Origin of the sequence: Altererythrobacter sp. KTW20L (assembly GCF_023501975.1) — a bacterium.
Classification (GTDB): Bacteria; Pseudomonadota; Alphaproteobacteria; order Sphingomonadales; family Sphingomonadaceae; genus Alteraurantiacibacter.
This window is the reverse complement of sequence record NZ_JAMFLH010000005.1, coordinates 75,932-94,941: the sequence shown is the minus strand read 5'-3', so window position 1 is coordinate 94,941 and position 19,010 is coordinate 75,932. Positions and strand designations below refer to the sequence as shown.

Sequence of the window (19,010 nt, the reverse complement as noted above, 5' to 3'; positions counted from 1 at the left end):
GGGCCGGTCGGCCTGCTGAGTCGGCCCGCCCGCGCTTGGGGGAAAAGGCATGGGCTTCCATAAGGGCAATCGGTTTCGCACAGGCATGATGGTCGGGCTCGCGGCCACTGCCATGGCGGCGGCTGTCACGCCGGTCCTTTCGCAGCAGAACACCCAGACAATTGCCCGCTACACGATGGATGCCGGCACATTGTCCGGCATGGCGGCGATGACGCAGGGCGGGCAAGGCGGCGGCCTTGGCGGGATCATGAACATGATGCGCGGCGGCGGCGGCGGGGTGGCGCATGAGCTGACCCTGCGGCTCGGCTCCACGCAGTCGGCGCAAGGCTCGCCCGCAGCGGACCATTTCATGCCGCAGGGCGCGGGCCTCGGTGCCTCGGTGCCGCTGGTGACCCCCAGCCGCCGCACCGGCCAGAGCGACGACGATTCCGAACCCGGCATGCCCGGCAATGCCGAGATGCCACGCGGGCGGCTGTTGCTGTTCTGGGGCTGCGGTGAGCGGGCGGGAGCGGGCCAGCCGGTGGTAATCGACTTTGCCCGGATGGCGCGCGGCGAGATTCCGCCCGGCCTGTTCGCCCAAGGACTTGACCTGCCTGAGGACTGGCAGGTCATGGTGTCCAACAGCACGACCTATGGCGACTGGCCCAATAGCCGGTCCACCGCCAGCCTCACCGCGCAGTCCTCGCTGCTCGGCGCGCACCGGGTGGTGGGCAACTATTCGCCCGAGATATCATTCAACTTGGCCGAGGATTTCATGCCCGGCCTAAACCCGGCAGGCATTGACCTTGCCAGCGGGGCCACCCGGATGCGGTGGAACCATCTCGACAAGGCGACCGGATACTATGCCTGGTCGATTGGGGCGGGGCAGAACAATGGCGACATGGTCTGGTGGACCTCGTCCTCTTCCCAGTCCTTCGGCGGGCCGTTTGCCGACTGGATATCGCCTGCCGCCGCGCGCAGCTATGTCGAGGCGGGGCAGCTGATGGAACCGGGCACGACCGAATGCGTGATCCCGGCAGAGGCGCGGGCAGCGGGCGGGCAGGCGATGATGACCAGCCTCTATGCCTATGGACCGCAAGTGAACTTCACCTATCCCGAACGGCCGCAGAACGCCCCGGCTTCGTGGCGACCCGAATGGATCGCCCGGGTGCGGTTCCGTTCGATGGCGATGATGATTCCGGGCATGGAAGCGATGATGGGCGGGCGCGATACCACCGGCCGCCAGTCGCGCCAGGCCGATCCCGCACCCGCCGAGCCGGCCGGACTCCCGCGCTGCCGCGGCGGCCTGCGCGGCATTGCCGAGCGGGCTGCGGGCTTGTGCCAGTAGGCATAAGCTTGCCAAGCGGACGCGCCGCTGCCACAGGCGCGCCCATGGCCGACAGCCTCACCCTCGAACTCGCCGATTTCGTGCATGACGTGCACACGGGAATCTATTCGGAAGAAACCGGCCAGCCGCAGCCGCTGAAATTCACCGTGCAGGTGCGCTTCAAGGTTCAGCACCACTACGATCCCGACACGCCGCTGGATGCGTCGAAGAACTACATGGACCTGAAGTTCGCCTGTTCGGAAGCCCTGGGCGATACCCATTACAAGCTGATCGAGGCAGTGGCCGACCATGTGGTGGAAACGCTGTTCGTGCAGGACACCCGTGTCGAGCAGGTCAGCGTCAAGATCGTCAAGCTGGCGCTGAGCGAGGCCGACGAGCAGATCGGCATCACCCTGGTGCGCGAGCGGCGCTGATGGCGCAGCGGGTGTTCGAGGCGCGCGGACTGCCGGACGATCCGCTCGATGCGGCAGCCGCCTTTCACGCTTCCTTCGGCGCTCCCGTTCGCGCAGCGCTTGGCGCCGGGGATGACCTGGTGCTGGTGTTCGATCCTGCGGACCATGCCCACGCCGGCTGGCGGCTGGCGCTGGTGCAGGACTTGGCCCGCTCTGCTGCGCCGCTCAGGGTCAATGCCGTCGTTGGCGGCGAGGGTGCGGCGCTGGATGAAACCGTGGCCTATCTCGCAAGTGCCCCCGGCGTTACCGGACAAGTGCTGATGGTGGATGCAATTCGCGCCACAAGCGCCTAGGTAGGGCTGGCATGTCCTGCTCTAAGCCCCTTGTCGATGCCTTCAACCGGCGCATTTCCTATCTCCGCCTGTCGGTGACGGACCGGTGCGACCTGCGTTGCACCTATTGCATGCCTGAAGCGATGCAGTTCCTGCCCAAGAAGGACGTGCTGAGCCTGGAAGAGCTGCACAAGCTGGCCCTGGGCTTCATCGATCGCGGGATCACCAAGATCCGCTTGACCGGCGGCGAACCGCTGGTGCGGCGCGATGTGATCGACCTTATCTCTGCGCTGGGCCGCAAGCTGGGAGACGGTCTGGAAGAACTGACCCTCACCACCAACGGTACGCAACTGGGTGAATTCGCCGGGCCTATCGCTGCGGCAGGCGTCAAGCGCATCAATGTCAGTCTTGATACGATGGACGGCGCGCTGTTCCAGCAGCTGTCGCGGCGCGACCGGCTGGCGCAGGTGCTGCAGGGTATTGCGGCGGCCAAGGATGCTGGCCTCAAGGTCAAGATCAACACCGTGGCGCTGAAAGGCCTGAACGAGGAGGAGATACCCTTCCTCGTCGAATGGGCCCACAGCCACGGCCATGACCTGACGCTGATCGAAGTCATGCCGCTGGGCGAGGTCGATGGCGAGCGGGTGGATCACTACCTGCCGCTGACCGCCATTCGTGACCGGCTGGAGCAGCGCTTTACACTGGAGGACAGCGATTTCCGCACCGGCGGCCCGTCGCGCTATGTCACGGTGAAGGAAACCGGCGGCAGGCTGGGCTTCATCACGCCGCTGACCAACAACTTCTGCGCCGGGTGCAACCGCATCCGCGTGACCGCCACCGGCCAGCTCTATGCCTGCCTCGGCGGGTCGGAGATGGTGGACCTGCGCGGGCCGCTGCGCTCCGACGATCCCGATGGCGGGCTGGCCGCCGCGCTGGACGAGGCCATGCGGATCAAGCCCGAGCGCCACCACTTCGAGATCCGCGAAGGGGCAGGGCCGACCCAGCCGCGCCATATGTCGGTTACGGGGGGCTGACTTGGTCAGGCTGGTATTCCTCGGCAAGCTGGCGGACCTGGCAGGCGTGGCCGAACGCGAAATCGAAGCGCCGCTCGACTGGCAGGGGCTGGTCGATGAATTGCACGGCCCCTTGCGTGAGACTGTTATGCAAGATCGCACGCGGATCGCTGTCAATGGCGCGCTGCTGGCCGACAAGGCCGCGCTCCAGGCCAGAGCAGGTGACGAAGTGGCGTTGTTGCCTCCGGTCAGCGGCGGCTGAACCCATGCGTGATGTCCGATTGCTGGCCGAGCCGTTCGTTCCTGGCGAATATGTTGGCCCGTTCACCAATGCCCACCCTGGTCTTGGCGGGGTCTGCACTTTCGTGGGCGAAGTGCGCAGCGATGATGATGTGGAGGCGCTGGAACTGCTGCACTATGCGCCGATGACCCTGGCGGGAATGGAGCAGCTGGCCGACCAGACGATCGAGCGCTTCGGCCTGATGAGCCTGCTCATCGTCCACCGCACCGGAGTGATGTTGCCGGGCGAACCGATCGTGCTGGTCTCTGCCGCCGCCCGCCACCGGCGCGGGGCTATCGACGCGGTGGATTTCGCCATGGACCACCTCAAGTCCGATTCGTGGTTCTGGAAGCGCGAGAAGCGCGGCGGCGTGTGGAACTGGATCGAACCGCGCGGAGAAGACTACGCGGATATCTCCCGCTGGGGCTGACCGCAATCCGCCTGCCCGGGAATTTTGACCGGAATCAAGGCGACTCGGCCTGAACGCGTCCACATCCTTGCCTGTAACAAGGAAGGATCAAGGTTCATGGCCCAGAAACTCAACCGCGCCACCATAGCCGCCCATGCGGACGTGCATGACCTGTTGCCCGACCTGCAGCAGGCCCCGGCAATTGCCCCGGCGATTACTCATGTGGTCGATCGCAATTTCGAACTGCCGCGCGGGCTCTATATTGCCACCGTGGCCTGCTACCTCACCTTCCTCGCCACCACGGCGCTGGCCTTTTCCACTCCGGAACTGATCATTCCGATGGTGATCTTCACCTTCTTCATCGTGGCGGGCTTCGGCATTCCCACGATCTGGACCAAGTTGTCGCCCGATGCTCCGGCAAAGGCGAAAAGCTGGGCGAAGTTCCAGCGCGACGGCATCACTTCCCTTACGGGGCATAACACCGCAGGCGCAGCCACAGTGCAGGTACTGATCCTCCCTGTATTGATCGTTGTCTGGGGTTTGGCGGTTGTGACCATTGCCGCCTTGGTGCGCTGACCCGCTTCACGCGATCGGGTTACCGCATTTCTATGCCTCGTCTGCGCGGGATCGGTCTAACGGCCGGTCCCGCGTTTAGTTTGTAAAGCAGGCTTCAGCCGCCCAGCGTCTGCAACAGGTCGGCGATCACGCGATCCTGCTCGGCTACCAGGGCCGACACTTCGGCCCGCACGGCCTCGCTCCGGACGATTTCCGCCCCGCCCACATGGGCATCGACATGGATCCGGTCGATATCGGCCAGCGCGATCATCGCATCGCTGCGGATCGAGGCGAGCCCCGCCACGGCCACTTGCGCGCGTGACCAGCCGTCTGATCCAGTGGCGCTTCCGGCGGTTCTGCGCACAATGGCGCCAGCGTCGCCTGCAGCGGCCAGGAAGCGCTGGTGCGCCGCGCGGGCAGTGGCTGCCAGGCTATCGAGCCTGGCCAGCGTGGCGGGCGTTACCGGGGCCGGGGTGAACGCAGGGGCAGGCGGCGCATCCAGGGTGCCCAGCACCCGTTCCGATTCGCGGATATCCAGGCTGGGGTACTGCGACGATCCGCCGCCGGACGAGGCACAGGCCCCCAGAACCAGCATGGCAGGCAGGGCGAGGGCTGTGGTATGGCGCGGCAACAACATCGCATGGGCCTTAGCGGGGCATGGGTGCACTTTCCAGCAGTCCATCGTCCCTGTGGCCTGAACTGCACATTTCCCCGGCCAACAACGGCGAAAATCCGCGTCTGCGTGTTGACAGCAAGGGCCACCTGCCTTATCGGCGCCCCACTTGGCGGTGCCCTTGTGGGCGCCCTTTTTTGTCATTGCGGTGGGATAACCCCGGTGCAACGACAGCTGATGAAACGGAACAGAACACCATGTTCGCAGTAGTGCGCACAGGCGGCAAGCAGTATCGCGTAGCCGCCGGAGACAAGATTGCGGTCGAAAAGCTGGCAGGCGATGCCGGCGAAACGATCGTGCTGGGCGATGTCCTCCTGGCCGGCGAAGGCGCCGACATGGCGGACGCTTCGAAGATCACTGTTTCGGCAGAGATCATCGCGCAGGCGAAGTCCGAAAAGGTCATCGTCTTCAAGAAGAAGCGCCGCCACAACTATCGCCGCAAGAACGGCCACCGCCAGCAGCTCACCCTGCTGCGCATCACGGCCGTGGGCGAAGCCAAGAAGGCCGCGCCGAAGAAGGCTGCCGAGCCGAAGGCCGATGCCGCTCCCGCTGCTGCGGAAGCTGCACCTGCTGCCAAGAAGGCGCCCGCCAAGAAGGCTGCTGCCAAGAAGGCCGCAGAATAAGATTTGATCCCCGGTGCGCCGGGCTGAAGACGGAGTAAGACGAGATGGCACATAAGAAAGCTGGCGGTTCGTCGCGCAACGGTCGCGATTCGGCTGGCCGTCGCCTCGGCGTAAAGAAGTTCGGCGGTCAGGAAGTGATCGGCGGCAACATTATCGTGCGCCAGCGCGGGACCAAGTTCTACCCGGGTGCCAATGTCGGCATCGGCAGGGACCACACCCTGTTTGCGCTCGTGGTGGGCCGCGTGCGCTTCCACATGGGCAAGCTGGGCCGTCAATACGTGTCGGTAGACATGGCCGCCGAGGCAGCCGAATAAACCGGATGGACCGATAAAGGGGCCATCCACCGGGTGGCCCCTTTCCGGACCAAATATTTTTTCCGGAAAAGACGAAGGAGATGGGGCCGACCCGTCTCCTTTTTTGTTTCTCCTTCGCAACATCACCGTCACTTGCCGTGCCTAGAGGGGCGCTGCGCAGGGGGCACGAGGGAGAAGTGTCATGTTCATTCGCACGCAGAGGCTGTTCCTCCGCCCGCCATTCCCCGAGGACTGGCGCGAGATCTATCGCGGGATAAACGATGCCGGCGTGGTGCGGATGCTGGCCCGCGCGCCGTGGCCCTATGGGCCCGAGGATGCACAGGCGTTCTGCGGTGCGCTGCGTGATCCGCTCGACCTGCAGTTTGCCATTACCCTGCCGGGTGTTGAGGGTTCGCCGATCATCGGGGCCATCGGCATGGACTGCACTGCGGCGGTGCCCGATGTCGGCTACTGGATCGGCCGCGGCCACCGGGGCAAGGGCTATGCGTCCGAAGCTCTGGCAGGCGTGCTGGAAATAGCCCGCACGCTGGGCGTGCAGCGCCTGTCGGCAGGGCACTATCTCGACAACCCGGCAAGCGGCGCGGTGCTGAAGAAGGCGGGCTTTGTCGAAACCGGTGAAGTGCGACCCACCCATGCGCTGGGGCGCGGCGGGCAATTGGTGCTGTCGCGGCGCTATGGGCTGGAGCTTGGCCAGGTCGAGAGTGTCGGCCGGTCAAATATGGCGCAGGACAGCCGCAAGCCGGCCTGAGTCTCAGGCTCAGGCCGGTTCGGCGGCCCGGTCCAGCAGGTGCCGGTCGTCGTGGTTCCACGGGTGGAAGCCGGGGGCGAACCAGCTCAGCCAGCCGGGAGCCAGGCGGCGCAGGATGCCCGGCTTGTGAAGCAGGTAGGCGGTAAGCCGCCAGCGTGCCCGCCAGCCGGTGATACCGTCCTGCGCCAGCAGTTCCAGCGCATCGCGGCACCGGTTGGTGATGAACCGCACCGTCACATCCAGCATCACCATCGTGCGCAGGAGCCAGCGGCGGAACTCTGGCCAGTCGCGCGTGGCGTGGAGAAAGGTGTCATAGGCGACCGCCTTGTGCTCGATCTCCTCCACCGCGTGCCAGCGCCACAGGTCGGCCAGTTCGCTGTCGCTGCCCTTGAAATGCTCGGGGAAGGCGAGGAACTGGTGGGCGAAGATCGCCGTGAAATGCTCCAGCGACGTGGTGATGGCGAGCCGCACGATCGGCGGGCGGGTGTAGGTCATGGCGACCAGCGCGGCCACCCGTTCGTCAATGGCGGAAAGGTCGTACCCCGCTTCGCTGGCGGCGCGGTTGAAAGCCAGGTGCTCGCGCGAATGGTTCACTTCCTGGCGGATGAAATCGCGGATTTCGCCTTCAAGCTGCGGCGGCACGCCATCGCGGTGCGCCTTCACTGCATCGATGAACATCGCCTCGCCTCGCGGGAACGAGGCCGACAGGGCGGTGAGCCATGCGCTCGCCACCGGATCGCCGCCCGCCCAGCCGCGCTGGAGCGCGTGCTCGCGGGCAAAGCGCCGGTCGCGCACGGTCAGGGTGAGGCCGGGAGGAGACTTGCTGGCGGGCGTCTTGCCGTGGGGCAGGCCAGGGCCTAGGTCGAGGTTCGTGGTCATGTGCGGCAAAATGGGAATAGCTGACATCGATGTCAATAAGGAAACGCCTGTCGCCTGAAGAGAGCCGCTCCGCCGCGCTGGCTGCCGCGCGTGACCTGCTGATCGAGGCTGGGCCGCAGGCGGTTACGCTGAAGGCTGTCGCCACCCGGATTGACCGGACCCACGCCAACCTGCTGCACCACTTCGGCTCTGCCGCCGGGCTGCAAAAGGCGCTGGCGGCGCATATCGCGGGCACCGTTTGCGATGCCATCGGCGAGGCGGTGCGTGACGAGAAGGCCGGGATATCCAGCCAGCGGCGCGCGGTGGACCTGGCCTTCGATGCTTTCGACCGGCAGGGCGGCGGCGCGCTGGCGAGCTGGATGCTGCTGTCTGGCAACGAGGATGCGCTCGATCCCATTGTCGAGACGATCCACCAACTGGTCGATGAACTGCACCCGCAGGAACTGGCCCACGGCGCCAAGCGCGCCATGCACGAGGCGACCTACACTCTTGTCCTGCTGGCTCTGGGCGATGCGCTGATGGGTGAGCGGCTGGCCGAATCGCTGAAAGTGGATCGCTCCACTTCGCGCGAACGGGCGACCGCGATGGTCGTGGCCTCGCTTGCGGCGCTCAAACAGTAGAATCGCTGCCCGAATCGGCCGCAGTCAGCCGCATCCACGGCGGCACAAGATCGGCCGGAATGGCATCGATCCGCAGGTGGTCCACTGCCAGGCCAAGGTCGGGATAGGCCACCACCTGCCGCGCCGGAGCGGACCGGTCCAGCGGCACGACCACCAGCCGCCGGTTGATCTTCTGCCGCCAGTTCATCCGTGCGGTATTCTCCTGCCCGACATAGCAGCCCTTGGTGAAACTGACGCCGTTCAGTTCCACCGCATTGGTTTCCAGCCACAGCACATCGCCCAGTTCGGCGCGGCCTTCGGGTACCCCGAGCGACAGGCGGTGGGCGAGCCATGCGGCATCGGCAGCGTCGTCATCGGGCGCGGCGGGGGCGATCCAGCGAACGCCCAGTGCGGCCAAGCGCGGATCGGGCGTGCCTGAGTCGCCTTCTGCGCGCCAGAACACCCCCAGCGACTCATCCCGCACAATCGCCAGCTGCTTGCGCAGGCGGTAGAGGGAAAGACGTTTGACCAGTTCGTCCGCCAATTCCGCCTCGCAATCGAGCAGCAGGTCCGACCCGTCCCCCCACACCAGGAAGTCGAACAGGTGCTTGCCCTGCGCGCTCAGCAGCGCGGCATAGCAGGGCAGCGGACCCGCCACATCGTTGGTCACCAGTCCTTGCAGGAAGGCCGCGGCGCTTTCTGCCTCAGCCGTGGGGGAAATGCGCACCAGGGCGCGCGAAAACAGGCGGGTTGCGGTCATGGGTGACAGATAGGGCGGGGCTTGGCTAAGGGGAAGGCATGACGACGCAACTCACCATCCGCCGCCCCGATGACTGGCACGTCCACCTGCGCGACGGCGCGATGCTGGCCGGCGTGGTGGGCCACACCGCGCGCCAGTTCGCCCGCGCCATCGTGATGCCCAACCTGTCGCCGCCGGTGACCACGGCAGAGGCGGCACGCGCCTATCGCGAGCGTATTGTGGCTGCGGTTCCTGCCGGAATGAATTTCACTCCGCTGATGACGGCCTATCTTACCAACAATTCGGATCCCGCCGACCTGGTGCAGGGTTTCAGGGAAGGCGTGTTCACCGCCGCTAAGCTCTATCCGGCAGGCGCGACGACCAATTCGGACAGCGGCGTGACCGACATCATGCATATCCAGGGCGCGCTGGAAGCCATGGCCGAAGCGGGCATGCCGCTGTGCATCCACGGCGAAGTGACCCACGCCAGCGTGGACGTGTTCGACCGCGAGGCGGTGTTTATCGAGCAGGTGCTGGAGCCGCTGCTCCGGCGCATCCCGCTTTTGAGGGTGATCTTCGAGCATATCACGACCCAGGAAGCCGTGCAGTTTGTCGAGGCTGCGGGCGATAACGTGGCTGCCACGATCACTCCGCAGCACCTCCACATCAACCGCAACGCGATGTTCGCGGGCGGGATCAGGCCGCACGCCTATTGCCTGCCCGTGGCCAAGCGCGAGAAGCACCGGCTGGCGCTGCGCAAGGCGGCGACGGGCGGCAATCCCAAGTTCTTCCTCGGCACCGACAGCGCGCCCCATGCCCGCGAAGCCAAGGAAAGCGCCTGTGGCTGTGCAGGCATCTACAATTCGCCCTTTGCGCTGGAAAGCTACCTCACCGTGTTCGAGGACGAGGGCGCGATCGGGCAGTTTGAGGATTTTGCCAGCCGCTTTGGTCCCGCATTCTACGGCCTGCCGGTCAACGAGGAGACAGTCACGCTGGAGCGGCTGGAGCACGAGGTTCCGGCCTCCATCGACGTGGGCGCGGCTGAACTGGTCCCGTTCCATGCAGGCGAAGTGCTGCACTGGAAATTCATCGGCTAAACCGGCGGGGCGACCACGGCCTTGGGCTTCGTGAACAGCCCCACGGTGAACAGCGCGGCCGCCGCCCAGATCGCCACGAAGCAGGCGAGTTGCGCCGGTTTCAGCTCCTCGTTGAACACGAACAGGCCCATCAGGAACACCACCGTGGGCGAGAGGAACTGCAGGAAGCCGATCACGGTATAGGGCATGGCGCGGGTCGCGCTGGCGAACATCAGCAGCGGCACGGCAGTCATCGGCCCGCTGAAAGCGACCGCCGCCGCCACGCCCAGGCCTTGCGCCATGGCCGTGCCTTCCGCGCTGGCAGCGTGCCAGCCGACGATCACCAGCGCCACCGGCACCAGGATCATCGATTCGACCGTTAGGCCGGTCAGCGGCCCCGCGGCCACGGTCTTGCGCAGCAGGCCGTAGAACCCGAATGTCACGCCCATCGACAGGCTGAGCCACAGCGTGCTGAGCGCGCCTGCCGCCAGTGCCGCCACGCCCGCCCCGGCAATCGCCACTGCTGCCCATTGCAGCCGCGTCAGCTTCTCGCCCAGGAACACGAGGCCCAGCAGCATCATCACCAGCGGCAGGATGTAATAGCCCAGGCTGGCGGCATAGACGTGCCCGGTCTGGATGGCATGGACATAGAGGAACCAGTTGATCGCGATCAGCGTGGAACTGCCCAGCAGCGTCAGCATGGTGCGGCCATTGCCGAGCACGCGCCGCAAGTCGGCAAAGCCCGATCGTGCCGCCACGATCAGCAGACATAACGGGAGGGTGAAGACCAGCCGCCAGGCGACGAATTCCAGCGCCGGAACCGTCTCGACCAGCATCAGGTAAAGCGGCATCGAGCCCCAGGTGGCATGGGCTCCCAGCGCATAGAGCAGGCCCCGCTTCTGCGAAATCGGCGCAGGGGCTGGCGAAGCGGCGGGTACGGCGGTGCTCATCGCCATCACCGCTATGCCAGCGGCAGGCGGGCGGCAAGCGGGGAAAAATCGGCGCCTTCGTTAAATGCCTCTTGGTAATTGCCGGGCTATGGTTGCCCGATGAACGCCTTGCGCAAAACCTTTGGCAGCCTGATGCCGCTTGCCGCGCTCGCCCTGGCGGGGTGCGGGAACAGCGAGGAGGTCGTGCCTGTTGCGGTCGATCACTCCGATCCGCTGATGGAAGGCGCGCTGGCAGATCACATCATGGTCGATCCCGACATGGTGGCGCGCAACGGCGCCAACCAGGTGGCGAGCTTTGCCAGCGGCGACGGCTCTATTCCCCTGCCGGACAGCGGGCCGGAAGCGATCATTGCCGCCCGCAACGAAGCTATCGAGCTGGTCGGCGGCAATGCCGCCTTGCGCCGCGCGCCGCCGCCCGAACGGACCGAAGGCGAATTGCCGGCAGAAGCCGTGCTGAGCGTGGCGGCTCGGGCTGCTGCAACGCCCGGAAGCGGTACCCGCGATTGCGCCGCATTGGCCCAGTTCAGCGCGACCTGGGCGGCGCGGATGCCGGCCACGTTCCCGGTCTATCCGCGCGGCGCGGTGAGCGAGGCGGCGGGGACTGACGAGGGCGTCTGCTGCTTGCGCGTGGTCAACTTCACCACGCCGGTGCCATTGGCCGACGTGATGGATTTCTACTACACCCGCGCCATGGGCGACGGGTTCACCGTGCAGCGGATCATGCAGGGCGGCGACCACGTGCTGGGCGGGACCAGCCAGGCGCGCAGCTTTATGGTCTTTGCCCGCCCCGATGCGCGCGGGCTGACCTCGGTTGATCTGGTGACGACCGGGGGGCTTTAGGTCCGACTAAGCTTTAAAGCCCACGCCCACACTGGCGCGGGGCTGCTCCATTTCCGTACTGGCGACCGGATAGGCGCAATAGTCCGCCGCATAGTAGGCCGCCGGGCGGTGATTGCCCGAAAAGCCCGTCCCGCCGAACGGCGCGGCGCTCGAAGCGCCATTGGTCGGCCGGTTCCAGTTGACGATCCCGGCGCGGACATTGGCCCAGAAGCGATTGTACTGCTCCGGCGTGCCGCCCACCAGCGATGCGGCAAGGCCGAAACGGGTGTTGTTGGCCTCGGCGATGGCCTGGTCGAAATCGTCCACCTTGATGACCTGCAACAAGGGGCCGAACAGTTCCACGTCTGGGCGCTGGGCCATGGCGGTGATGTCGATGATGCCGGGGGTGAGGAAGGGCAGGCCCTGGCGCGGGCGGCGCAGGTGGGTGATCGGGCGCCCGCCGTTGGACAGCAAATAGACGAAGCTTTCGGTCAACTGGTCGGCGGTGGCATTGTCGATCACCGGGCCCATGAACGGCTGTGGCTCGTCGAAAGGCGCGCCAACGATGATGCGGTCCACCAGCTTCTTCACCTCGGCGATTACGGCGTCATACATTGATGCCTTGACGATCAGCCGCCGCGCTGCGGTGCAGCGCTGGCCCGCCGTGGTAAAGGCGCTCTGCACGATCAGGGTGGCGGCATCGCTGACCAGTGGCGTGTCCCACACCACCAGCGGGTTGTTGCCGCCCATTTCCAGCGCCACGATCTTGCCGGGCTCGGTCGCCAGCTTGCGGTTGATGGCAATTCCGACCTGGGCTGACCCTGTGAACAGCACGCCGTCGATGCCGGGATGGGCGACGATGGCCTTGCCTTCATCCGGGCCGCCGATCAGCAGCTGCACCACGCCTTCGGGCAGGCCCGCGCGGTTGAGCAGGTTCACCAGCATCTCGCCGGTTGCCGGGGTCTTTTCACTCGGCTTCAGGATCACCGCATTGCCCGCGATCAGCGCCGGGATCATGTGGCCGTTGGGCAGGTGGGCGGGGAAGTTGTAGGGGCCGAGCACAGCCATCACACCATGCGGCTTGTGGCGCACGGCGGCAGTGCCCTGGATGCCTGCGTCGAGCTTCTTCTGGCCGGTGCGCTCGCCATAGGCGCGGACCGAGATTTCCACCTTGGCGATGACGCTTTCCACCTCGGTGCGGGCTTCCCACATGGGCTTGCCGGTCTCGCGCGCGATGGTCTGTGCAAACAGTTCGAGATCCTTGCGCACTTCGTTGGTGAAGCGGCGCAGCAGTTCGATCCGGGTGGCGAGCGGCTTGGCGGCCCATTGCGGCCAGGCCTTGCGCGCACGGGCCACGATGGCATCGACATCGCCCGGCACGCCGCGCCACAGCTCTTCGCCGGTCGCAGGTTCGTAGGAAACCAGTTCTGTCATGGCCAATGTGATGCAGCCTCTCTCAAATGCCCGTTCCCCTCCAATAGACAGGAGTAGCGGAAATTTCCAAGTGTGGTTGCATCTGCAACCGATAGGTTAAGGGTTCTCCCCCGGTAGATGCCCGGAGGGAACAGGAGGTTCGCCCAGCGCCTGGCCAAGCTGCCGGATGGCAGCGATCTTGGCGTGGAGCGGTTCCCAGTCATCACGCTCGGAAATGGCGGACCACAGGTCCTCCACTTCCTCGATCAAGAGGCTAACAGGTTCGCCGTCCAGCCCGCGCTCGCGGTGGAAATAGCGATCGGGCCCGATGCCTTCGGTCCGCATGGTTTCCTCGGCCTGTTCGATCAGCGCGGTGTCGCTTTCCATCTCGCGGCTTTCCACGCCCAGCCGCCAGCAGAACCGCCGCACCATGGCCTGCTGGTAGCAGGCGCCATAGCGGGCGAGCGCGGCAATCAGCGGTTCGGCTTCGGCCAGGGGACGCAGGGCCATGGCCAGTTGCCCCAGGTTCCAGCGGATCGCCTCGGGCTGGCGACCAAAGGCGTAGAGGCCGTTGTGGTCGAAATAGGCGGCGGTAAAGGTCGGATCCCACCGTGGCAGCCAGCGCCACGGACCATAGTCAAAGCTTTCGCCGGTGATCGCCATGTTATCGGAATTGAGCACGCCGTGGACGAAGCCTGCCACCATGTAGCTGGCGGCAAGGTCGGCCAGCCGCTCCACTGCCTGATGCAGCAGGATCACGGCGGGTTCGTCATGCCCCGGCGCATCGGCGGGGGGCAGGGGGCCGGGGTACTGCGCCAGGCAGTAATCGACCAGCTGGGCCAGGTGATCCGTTTCGTCCAGCACGGCGAGGCGCTGGAAGGTGCCGATGCGCATGTGCGAATGGCCGAGGCGGACCAGCACGGCGGAGCGGGTGGGCGAAGGCTCGTCGCCGCGCCACAGTTCCTCGCCCGTTTCCACCACGCTGAAAGTCTTGGAGGTATAGACGCCCAGCGCCTCCAGCATTTCGGTGGCGAGAATTTCCCGCACTGCGCCTTTCAGAGTAAGGCGGCCATCGGCGGTGCGGCTGTAGGGCGTGCGCCCGCTCCCTTTGGTGCCAAGGTCGAGCATTCGGCCGTTTCCATCGCGCAACTGCCCGAACAGGAAGCCGCGCCCGTCACCGATTTCGGGGTTATAGTTGCGGAACTGGTGGCCGTGGTATCGCAGCGCCAGCGGGCGGGGCAGGTTGTCCGGCAGCGGGACAAAGCGGCCGAAGTGATCGAGCCATGTTTCGTCGGACAGGTCGCCCAGGCCCACCGCCCGGTCCCATCGCGTATTGCGGAAGCGCAACTGGTGGGCGGGAAAGGCGGCGGGCTCCACCGCATCGCCAATCCAGTCGGAAATTGCTGTAATCGCCGCATCGGGGCGGTATGGGGCGTCTTGCGGTTCATCGCGCATATGCCATTAGTGGTGACAACCAGCGGGCGGCGCAAGGCGTCCGGCACAATCAGGGACGCTATCATCACATGAGCGAACAGGATTGGCACGACGGCCAGTGGGAAAGCGCCGACGGCCTCAAGCTGCATTATCGTGACTATGCGGGCGGTCTACCTGAGCGTCCGGTGATGCTGTGCCTGCCCGGACTGACCCGCAATGTACGCGATTTCGAGCCGGTGGCGCAGGCCTTTGCCGGCCAATGGCGGTTGATCGCAGTTGATTTCCGCGGCCGGGGCGATAGCGACTATGCCCGCGATACATCGACCTATGTGCCGGCCACCTATGTAGCCGATGTGGCGGCACTGGTGGAGCACCTGGCGCTGGAGCGGATGGTGACAGTGGGCACGTCGCTCGGCGGAATCGTGTCGGTGCTGCTGGCCAACCTGATGCCGGAAAAGATTGCCGGAATGGTGATCAACGATATCGGCCCGGTGATCGAGCCTGAGGGGCTGGCGCGGATCCGCGACTATGTGGGGCAGGGGCGCAGCTTCCCCACCTGGATGCATGCCGCGCGCTATCTGCAGGACAGCATGGGCGCGGCCTATCCCGACTTTTCCATCTCAGAATGGCTGCGACTGGCCAAGCGGCTGATGGCGCTTGGCAATTCAGGACGCGTGGTGCTGGATTACGACATGCGCATCGCCGAGCCATTCGCCGCTGCGCCGGTCGATGCGCCTGCTGGCGACCTTTGGCCCGCCTTCCGCGCCTTGCCCGCCGTCCCCCGGCTGGTGCTGCGCGGGGAATTGTCGGATATCCTGTCCGCCGCCACGCTGGAGGCGATGAAGCGCAAGATTTCCGGCCTTGATACGATCACCATTGCCCGCACCGGCCATGCCCCGACGCTCGACGAACCCGAGGCGCAGGCCGCCATCGCCAGCCTGCTGGAGCAGGTGGCATGAGCAAAACTTCGTCCAAGGCCCCGCCCAAAACTGCCCCGCGCATCCTCCACCTTCATTCCACTTTCGATCCCGGCGGCAAGGAGGTGCGCTGCACCCGCCTGATCAATGCCTGGGGCAAGGAGGCCGAGCACGGGCTGGTCTCTGGCGACCTTGAACGGCGGGGCGCGGCGCGATTGTTGTCGCCCAAGGTCTCGGTCAAGTGGCCGCGCTTTCCCGCGCTGCAGGGCCGCCCGACACCCGCCCGGCTGAAGCGGCTGGCGGCGGCGATGGCGGGGTATGACCTCATCTGCACCTACAACTGGGGCGCGATCGACGCGGTGATGGCGCACACGCTGTTTGCCGATGCCTTCAAGCTGGCCCCGCTGGTCCACCACGAGGACGGCTTCAACGAGGACGAGACCGAGCGGCTGAAACTGCGGCGCAACTGGTACCGCCGCATTGCGCTGGGCCGCACGGCGGCGCTGGTGGTGCCGTCCAAAAAGCTCGAACGGATCGCGCTGGAAGTGTGGAAGCAGCCGCGCACGCGCGTCCAGCGGATTGCCAACGGGATCGATACCCGCGCCTTTGCCACCGCGCCGCGCCGCGACGTGCTGCCCGGCCTTATCAAGCGGCCGGGTGAGTTCTGGCTCGGCTCGCTGGCGGGGCTGCGGGAGGTGAAGAACCTCGGCGCGCTGGTTCGCGCCATCGCCAAGCTGCCGCCCGAATGGCACCTGGTGATCGCGGGCGAGGGACCGGAGCGCGATGCCCTCTGGCAACTGGCGATCGACACCGGGGTGGAAGACCGCGTCCACCTGCCCGGCTTCATCGAACAGCCCGAGCGGATCGTCGGCCTATTCGATGTGTTCGCCCTGTCCTCCCATTCCGAACAGTTCCCGATCTCGGTGGTGGAAGCCATGGCGGCGGGCAAGCCGGTCGTGGCTCCGCGCGTGGGCGACATCGGCGAAATGGTGGCGAGCGAGAATGGCCCCTACCTCGCCCCGCCGGGCGACGAGGGTGCGCTGGTGGCGCAGCTGCGCGCGCTGGCCGACAGCCCTGCCGAACGCAAGCGGCTGGGGCAGGCCAACCGCGACAAGGCGCGAGCAGAATACGATGCCCAGGGCATGACCCGGCGCTACCAGGCGCTCTACTGGGGGTTGATGGACCGCAACGGGTTCGTAAAGTAGCGTCCGCCAGGTTCGGCAGGTATACCGCTTCATCGGGCATTCACCCGCTGGGGGACAGGCTCGAATGATCAATTGAATTGACCGGCTGCAGGCTCTAACAGCGCCTACCGATAGTTTAACCCTTTTTATTTCGAAGACGAGCGTGGCGACTACACCAAGCAATCCGAACAGCGGCTCCAAGCCTGACAAGTCCGTCGATCCTTCGCAGCAGATGCTGATGCGCGAGGTGGACGAGGCTGTGCGCTCCGACGAGCTGTCCGGCGCCATGCGCAAGTGGGGCCTGCCGGTCGGCCTGGCCCTGGCGCTGGGGCTCGCATCATTCGGTGGCTACCTGTGGTGGGACGGCAACCGCGAGCAGGCCCTGCAGCAGCAGTCGGAACAACTCGTCCAGGCGATGGACCAGCTCGAAGCGGGCAATCTCGACCAGGCGGACCAGCAACTGGCCCTGATCGATGGTGATACCAGCCCGGCGGCCAAGGCCTCGGCCAACATGCTGCGCGCAGCAATCGCCCTGCAGCAGGGTCGCACCGCCGATGCCGTGGCCTTCTACGAACAGGTCGTGGCTAACGACCGTGCCCCGCAGCCGATGCGCGATGCCAGCCTGCTGCGGCTGGTCGCCGCCAATTACGACAACATGGACCCGCAGGCCGTGATCGACCGGCTGGCTCCGCTGGCCCAGGCCGACAGCGCCTGGTTCGGCTCGGCCGGTGAACTGGTGGCCCATGCCTATCTCGACCAGGGCAAGCTCGAGCAGGCCGGCCCGCTGCTGGTCTCCATCGCGCAAGATGATAGCGTGCCCGAAACGCTGCGCGCCCGCACGCGCCAGCTGGCCGGTTTCCACGGCTTCGATGCGATCGAGGATGTGAACAGCATGATGGAAGACCTGCAAGCCGATGGCGCCGCTGGGGCTGTGGCCCAATGAACCAGGATACCTGCATGACCTCTGCTGCCCGCTTCTCCCGTTCCGCCAGCTTCGCGTCCAGGCTCGTCCTTGCCGCAGCAGGCGCCATGGTGCTGACCGGATGCGGGGTGTTTGGCGGCAACGACAGCGGACCGCAAACGCCGACAATGGGCAACCGCACGCCGATCCTGTCGCGCATCCAGAACGATGTGGTGGCCGATCCCGAACTTGCCGCGGTGTCGGTAATCGTGCCGACCGCCGAGGCCAATGCCGACTGGCCGCAGGGCGGGCGCAATGCCGCCAAGGTCACCGGGCACGTGACCCTGGCCGATGCGCCGACCCGTGCGTGGAGCGTACAGATTGCCGGCACCACCAACACCCGTCGGCTTGCCGCTTCGCCCGTGATCGGCGGCGGCAAGCTGTTCGCGGTGGACAGTTCGGGCGTGATCCATGCGTTCAACGCTGATACCGGCGCTCGCGTGTGGAGCCATACGATCTCCAATGCGGCGAACCTGCGTGATGCGACCTTCGGCGGTGGGGCGACTTTCAACAGCAATGTCGTCTATGCCACCAGCGGCACTGGCGACGTGGTGGCGCTCAACGCCGAAACGGGCACCGAAATCTGGCGCAAGCGTCCCGCCGGCCCGCTGCGCGGATCGCCCACCGTGGCGTTCAACGCGGTCTATGTGATGACGCAGGACAACCAGATCCACGCGCTCAACACCGCCGATGGCGAAGCCGTATGGCAGGATGCTGCCGCCAGCGGCCAGTCGGGCGTGTTCGGCGTGGCGGCACCGGCTGCGGCGCAGGGCTCTGTCATCGCTGGCTATTCCTCGGGTGAGATTGTCACCTACCGTTACGAGAACGGCCGCGTGCTGTGGTCCGATGCCCTGGCGCGCACCTCTATCAGCACGTCTGTCGGCGCGCTGACCGATGTCGATGCCGATCCGATCATTTCCAATGGCCAGGTCTTCGCCCTGGGGCAGGGCGGGCGCATGGCGGCCTATGAACTGACCACCGGCCAGCGCATCTGGGAACTGACCCTGGCGGGCATTTCCACCCCGGCACTGGCGGGCGAATGGGTCTTCACCCTGACCGACGACGCGCGCCTGCTGGCCATCGCCCGCAACACCGGTCGCATCCGCTGGATCACCCAGCTTGATGGCTTCCGTAATCCGGAGAAGCGTGAGAATCCGATCTTCTGGACCGGCCCGGTGCTGGCCAACAACCGCCTGTGGGTCGCCTCCAGCCGGGGTGAGGTCCACTCGGTTGACGTGATGACTGGCACGCCCACCTTGTTCACCGAACTGTCGAGCGGCGTTTCGCTGCCCCCCGTGGTAGCGAACAACACGCTCTATATCCTAGATGATGGTGGCCGGATCACCGCCTGGAGATAGACCGAGGGAGCAAAT

23 protein-coding genes are annotated in these 19,010 nt (G+C 66.0%); 17 read left to right on the top strand and 6 right to left on the bottom strand.

Translation table 11 applies throughout. The features are described from left to right. Positions 1-85: 85 nt before the first annotated feature. The 7 genes from M3P36_RS06315 to M3P36_RS06285 all read left to right on the top strand — a co-directional run bounded on the left by M3P36_RS06315 (position 86) and on the right by M3P36_RS06285 (position 4,329). Positions 86-1,327, top strand: a complete 1,242-nt coding sequence (locus M3P36_RS06315) for a hypothetical protein (RefSeq protein WP_249702405.1) — start codon at positions 86-88, stop codon at positions 1,325-1,327. 44 nt (positions 1,328-1,371) lie between these two features. Continuing rightward, positions 1,372-1,740, top strand: a complete 369-nt coding sequence (locus tag M3P36_RS06310) for a dihydroneopterin aldolase (RefSeq protein ID WP_249702404.1) — start codon at positions 1,372-1,374, stop codon at positions 1,738-1,740. Beyond that, positions 1,740-2,072 carry a Rossmann fold domain-containing protein gene (locus M3P36_RS06305; RefSeq protein ID WP_249702403.1) on the top strand — a complete coding sequence of 111 codons (333 nt, stop codon included), beginning with the start codon at positions 1,740-1,742 and terminating at the stop codon, positions 2,070-2,072. Before M3P36_RS06310 ends, M3P36_RS06305 begins: the two co-directional genes overlap by 1 nt. An 11-nt stretch (positions 2,073-2,083) precedes the next feature. Continuing rightward, positions 2,084-3,085 carry a GTP 3',8-cyclase MoaA gene (gene moaA, locus M3P36_RS06300; protein ID WP_249702402.1) on the top strand — a complete coding sequence of 334 codons (1,002 nt, stop codon included), beginning with the start codon at positions 2,084-2,086 and terminating at the stop codon, positions 3,083-3,085. Between the two features lies 1 nt (position 3,086). Further along, on the top strand, positions 3,087-3,326 hold the full coding sequence (locus M3P36_RS06295; RefSeq protein ID WP_249702401.1) for a MoaD/ThiS family protein: 240 nt from the start codon (positions 3,087-3,089) through the stop codon (positions 3,324-3,326). A 4-nt stretch (positions 3,327-3,330) separates the two neighbouring features. After that, positions 3,331-3,774, top strand: a complete 444-nt coding sequence (locus tag M3P36_RS06290; protein ID WP_249702400.1) for a molybdenum cofactor biosynthesis protein MoaE — start codon at positions 3,331-3,333, stop codon at positions 3,772-3,774. A 96-nt stretch (positions 3,775-3,870) separates the two neighbouring features. Beyond that, positions 3,871-4,329, top strand: coding sequence for a hypothetical protein (locus tag M3P36_RS06285; protein ID WP_249702399.1), 459 nt, complete (start codon positions 3,871-3,873; stop codon positions 4,327-4,329). A 94-nt stretch (positions 4,330-4,423) separates the two neighbouring features. Here the strand turns inward: M3P36_RS06285 and M3P36_RS06280 are convergent, their stop codons facing one another. Then, the gene (locus M3P36_RS06280; protein ID WP_249702398.1) at positions 4,424-4,945 is read right to left on the bottom strand and encodes a hypothetical protein; all 522 of its coding nucleotides are present in this window, start codon (positions 4,943-4,945) and stop codon (positions 4,424-4,426) included. Positions 4,946-5,178: 233 nt separating this feature from the next. On the opposite strand from M3P36_RS06280, the gene rplU reads away from it, so the two are divergent. The 3 genes from rplU to M3P36_RS06265 all read left to right on the top strand — a co-directional run bounded on the left by rplU (position 5,179) and on the right by M3P36_RS06265 (position 6,666). Continuing rightward, positions 5,179-5,604, top strand: a complete 426-nt coding sequence (gene rplU / locus M3P36_RS06275; RefSeq protein ID WP_249702397.1) for a 50S ribosomal protein L21 — start codon at positions 5,179-5,181, stop codon at positions 5,602-5,604. Between the two features lie 44 nt (positions 5,605-5,648). Then, positions 5,649-5,918: a 50S ribosomal protein L27 gene (rpmA, locus tag M3P36_RS06270; protein WP_249702396.1), complete on the top strand. Its 270-nt coding sequence runs from the start codon at positions 5,649-5,651 to the stop codon at positions 5,916-5,918. A gap of 181 nt (positions 5,919-6,099) precedes the next feature. Beyond that, positions 6,100-6,666, top strand: a complete 567-nt coding sequence (locus M3P36_RS06265; protein WP_249702395.1) for a GNAT family N-acetyltransferase — start codon at positions 6,100-6,102, stop codon at positions 6,664-6,666. A 9-nt stretch (positions 6,667-6,675) separates the two neighbouring features. On the opposite strand, the gene M3P36_RS06260 is transcribed toward M3P36_RS06265, so the two are convergent. Further along, the gene (locus M3P36_RS06260; RefSeq protein ID WP_249702394.1) at positions 6,676-7,545 is read right to left on the bottom strand and encodes a metal-dependent hydrolase; all 870 of its coding nucleotides are present in this window, start codon (positions 7,543-7,545) and stop codon (positions 6,676-6,678) included. A gap of 29 nt (positions 7,546-7,574) precedes the next feature. On the opposite strand from M3P36_RS06260, the gene M3P36_RS06255 reads away from it, so the two are divergent. Beyond that, positions 7,575-8,165 carry a TetR family transcriptional regulator gene (locus M3P36_RS06255; protein ID WP_249702393.1) on the top strand — a complete coding sequence of 197 codons (591 nt, stop codon included), beginning with the start codon at positions 7,575-7,577 and terminating at the stop codon, positions 8,163-8,165. Here the strand turns inward: M3P36_RS06255 and ygfZ are convergent. After that, positions 8,155-8,904 (bottom strand): CAF17-like 4Fe-4S cluster assembly/insertion protein YgfZ, encoded by a 750-nt coding sequence (gene ygfZ, locus M3P36_RS06250; protein WP_249702392.1) that lies wholly within the window; start codon positions 8,902-8,904, stop codon positions 8,155-8,157. The two genes, M3P36_RS06255 and ygfZ, sit on opposite strands and share 11 nt — an antisense overlap. A gap of 38 nt (positions 8,905-8,942) precedes the next feature. Between ygfZ and pyrC the strand changes: the two genes are divergently transcribed. Beyond that, complete coding sequence (pyrC, locus tag M3P36_RS06245; RefSeq protein WP_249702391.1) at positions 8,943-9,980, top strand: dihydroorotase; 1,038 nt, start codon at positions 8,943-8,945, stop codon at positions 9,978-9,980. Here pyrC and rarD read toward each other — a convergent pair. Continuing rightward, a complete protein-coding gene (gene rarD / locus M3P36_RS06240; RefSeq protein WP_249702390.1) occupies positions 9,977-10,909 on the bottom strand; it encodes an EamA family transporter RarD in 933 nt (310 codons plus the stop codon). The genes pyrC and rarD overlap by 4 nt on opposite strands. A gap of 99 nt (positions 10,910-11,008) precedes the next feature. Here rarD and M3P36_RS06235 point away from each other — a divergent pair, with 99 nt between their 5' ends. Continuing rightward, positions 11,009-11,749 (top strand): hypothetical protein, encoded by a 741-nt coding sequence (locus M3P36_RS06235; protein WP_249702389.1) that lies wholly within the window; start codon positions 11,009-11,011, stop codon positions 11,747-11,749. Between the two features lie 6 nt (positions 11,750-11,755). Here M3P36_RS06235 and astD read toward each other — a convergent pair whose 3' ends face one another. Beyond that, on the bottom strand, positions 11,756-13,162 hold the full coding sequence (astD, locus tag M3P36_RS06230; protein ID WP_249702388.1) for a succinylglutamate-semialdehyde dehydrogenase: 1,407 nt from the start codon (positions 13,160-13,162) through the stop codon (positions 11,756-11,758). A 96-nt stretch (positions 13,163-13,258) separates the two neighbouring features. Then, positions 13,259-14,596 carry a protein adenylyltransferase SelO family protein gene (locus tag M3P36_RS06225; RefSeq protein WP_249702387.1) on the bottom strand — a complete coding sequence of 446 codons (1,338 nt, stop codon included), beginning with the start codon at positions 14,594-14,596 and terminating at the stop codon, positions 13,259-13,261. Positions 14,597-14,664: 68 nt separating this feature from the next. Between M3P36_RS06225 and M3P36_RS06220 the strand changes: the two genes are divergently transcribed. From M3P36_RS06220 to M3P36_RS06205, 4 genes are all read left to right on the top strand, one after another. Further along, positions 14,665-15,534 carry an alpha/beta fold hydrolase gene (locus M3P36_RS06220; RefSeq protein WP_249702386.1) on the top strand — a complete coding sequence of 290 codons (870 nt, stop codon included), beginning with the start codon at positions 14,665-14,667 and terminating at the stop codon, positions 15,532-15,534. Next, positions 15,531-16,697 carry a glycosyltransferase family 4 protein gene (locus M3P36_RS06215; protein WP_249702385.1) on the top strand — a complete coding sequence of 389 codons (1,167 nt, stop codon included), beginning with the start codon at positions 15,531-15,533 and terminating at the stop codon, positions 16,695-16,697. The genes M3P36_RS06220 and M3P36_RS06215 overlap by 4 nt, the downstream gene beginning before the upstream one ends. A 142-nt stretch (positions 16,698-16,839) precedes the next feature. After that, the gene (locus tag M3P36_RS06210; RefSeq protein ID WP_249702384.1) at positions 16,840-17,619 is read left to right on the top strand and encodes a tetratricopeptide repeat protein; all 780 of its coding nucleotides are present in this window, start codon (positions 16,840-16,842) and stop codon (positions 17,617-17,619) included. 14 nt (positions 17,620-17,633) lie between these two features. Next, complete coding sequence (locus M3P36_RS06205; protein WP_249702383.1) at positions 17,634-18,995, top strand: outer membrane protein assembly factor BamB family protein; 1,362 nt, start codon at positions 17,634-17,636, stop codon at positions 18,993-18,995. The last annotated feature ends 15 nt before the right edge of the window (positions 18,996-19,010 follow it).

Coding starts and splice junctions, on each gene's coding strand:
- M3P36_RS06285 (WP_249702399.1), top strand. CDS start 3,871: ATGGCCCAGAAACTCAACCGCGCCACCATAGCCGCCCATGCGGACGTG.
- M3P36_RS06215 (WP_249702385.1), top strand. CDS start 15,531: ATGAGCAAAACTTCGTCCAAGGCCCCGCCCAAAACTGCCCCGCGCATC.
- M3P36_RS06265 (WP_249702395.1), top strand. CDS start 6,100: ATGTTCATTCGCACGCAGAGGCTGTTCCTCCGCCCGCCATTCCCCGAG.
- M3P36_RS06290 (WP_249702400.1), top strand. CDS start 3,331: ATGCGTGATGTCCGATTGCTGGCCGAGCCGTTCGTTCCTGGCGAATAT.
- M3P36_RS06225 (WP_249702387.1), bottom strand. CDS start 14,596: ATGCGCGATGAACCGCAAGACGCCCCATACCGCCCCGATGCGGCGATT.
- M3P36_RS06255 (WP_249702393.1), top strand. CDS start 7,575: ATGTCAATAAGGAAACGCCTGTCGCCTGAAGAGAGCCGCTCCGCCGCG.
- M3P36_RS06205 (WP_249702383.1), top strand. CDS start 17,634: ATGACCTCTGCTGCCCGCTTCTCCCGTTCCGCCAGCTTCGCGTCCAGG.
- M3P36_RS06305 (WP_249702403.1), top strand. CDS start 1,740: ATGGCGCAGCGGGTGTTCGAGGCGCGCGGACTGCCGGACGATCCGCTC.
- pyrC (WP_249702391.1), top strand. CDS start 8,943: ATGACGACGCAACTCACCATCCGCCGCCCCGATGACTGGCACGTCCAC.
- M3P36_RS06315 (WP_249702405.1), top strand. CDS start 86: ATGATGGTCGGGCTCGCGGCCACTGCCATGGCGGCGGCTGTCACGCCG.
- M3P36_RS06280 (WP_249702398.1), bottom strand. CDS start 4,945: ATGTTGTTGCCGCGCCATACCACAGCCCTCGCCCTGCCTGCCATGCTG.
- astD (WP_249702388.1), bottom strand. CDS start 13,162: ATGACAGAACTGGTTTCCTACGAACCTGCGACCGGCGAAGAGCTGTGG.
- rarD (WP_249702390.1), bottom strand. CDS start 10,909: ATGAGCACCGCCGTACCCGCCGCTTCGCCAGCCCCTGCGCCGATTTCG.
- moaA (WP_249702402.1), top strand. CDS start 2,084: ATGTCCTGCTCTAAGCCCCTTGTCGATGCCTTCAACCGGCGCATTTCC.
- M3P36_RS06310 (WP_249702404.1), top strand. CDS start 1,372: ATGGCCGACAGCCTCACCCTCGAACTCGCCGATTTCGTGCATGACGTG.
- M3P36_RS06235 (WP_249702389.1), top strand. CDS start 11,009: ATGAACGCCTTGCGCAAAACCTTTGGCAGCCTGATGCCGCTTGCCGCG.
- M3P36_RS06220 (WP_249702386.1), top strand. CDS start 14,665: ATGAGCGAACAGGATTGGCACGACGGCCAGTGGGAAAGCGCCGACGGC.
- ygfZ (WP_249702392.1), bottom strand. CDS start 8,904: ATGACCGCAACCCGCCTGTTTTCGCGCGCCCTGGTGCGCATTTCCCCC.
- rplU (WP_249702397.1), top strand. CDS start 5,179: ATGTTCGCAGTAGTGCGCACAGGCGGCAAGCAGTATCGCGTAGCCGCC.
- rpmA (WP_249702396.1), top strand. CDS start 5,649: ATGGCACATAAGAAAGCTGGCGGTTCGTCGCGCAACGGTCGCGATTCG.
- M3P36_RS06260 (WP_249702394.1), bottom strand. CDS start 7,545: ATGACCACGAACCTCGACCTAGGCCCTGGCCTGCCCCACGGCAAGACG.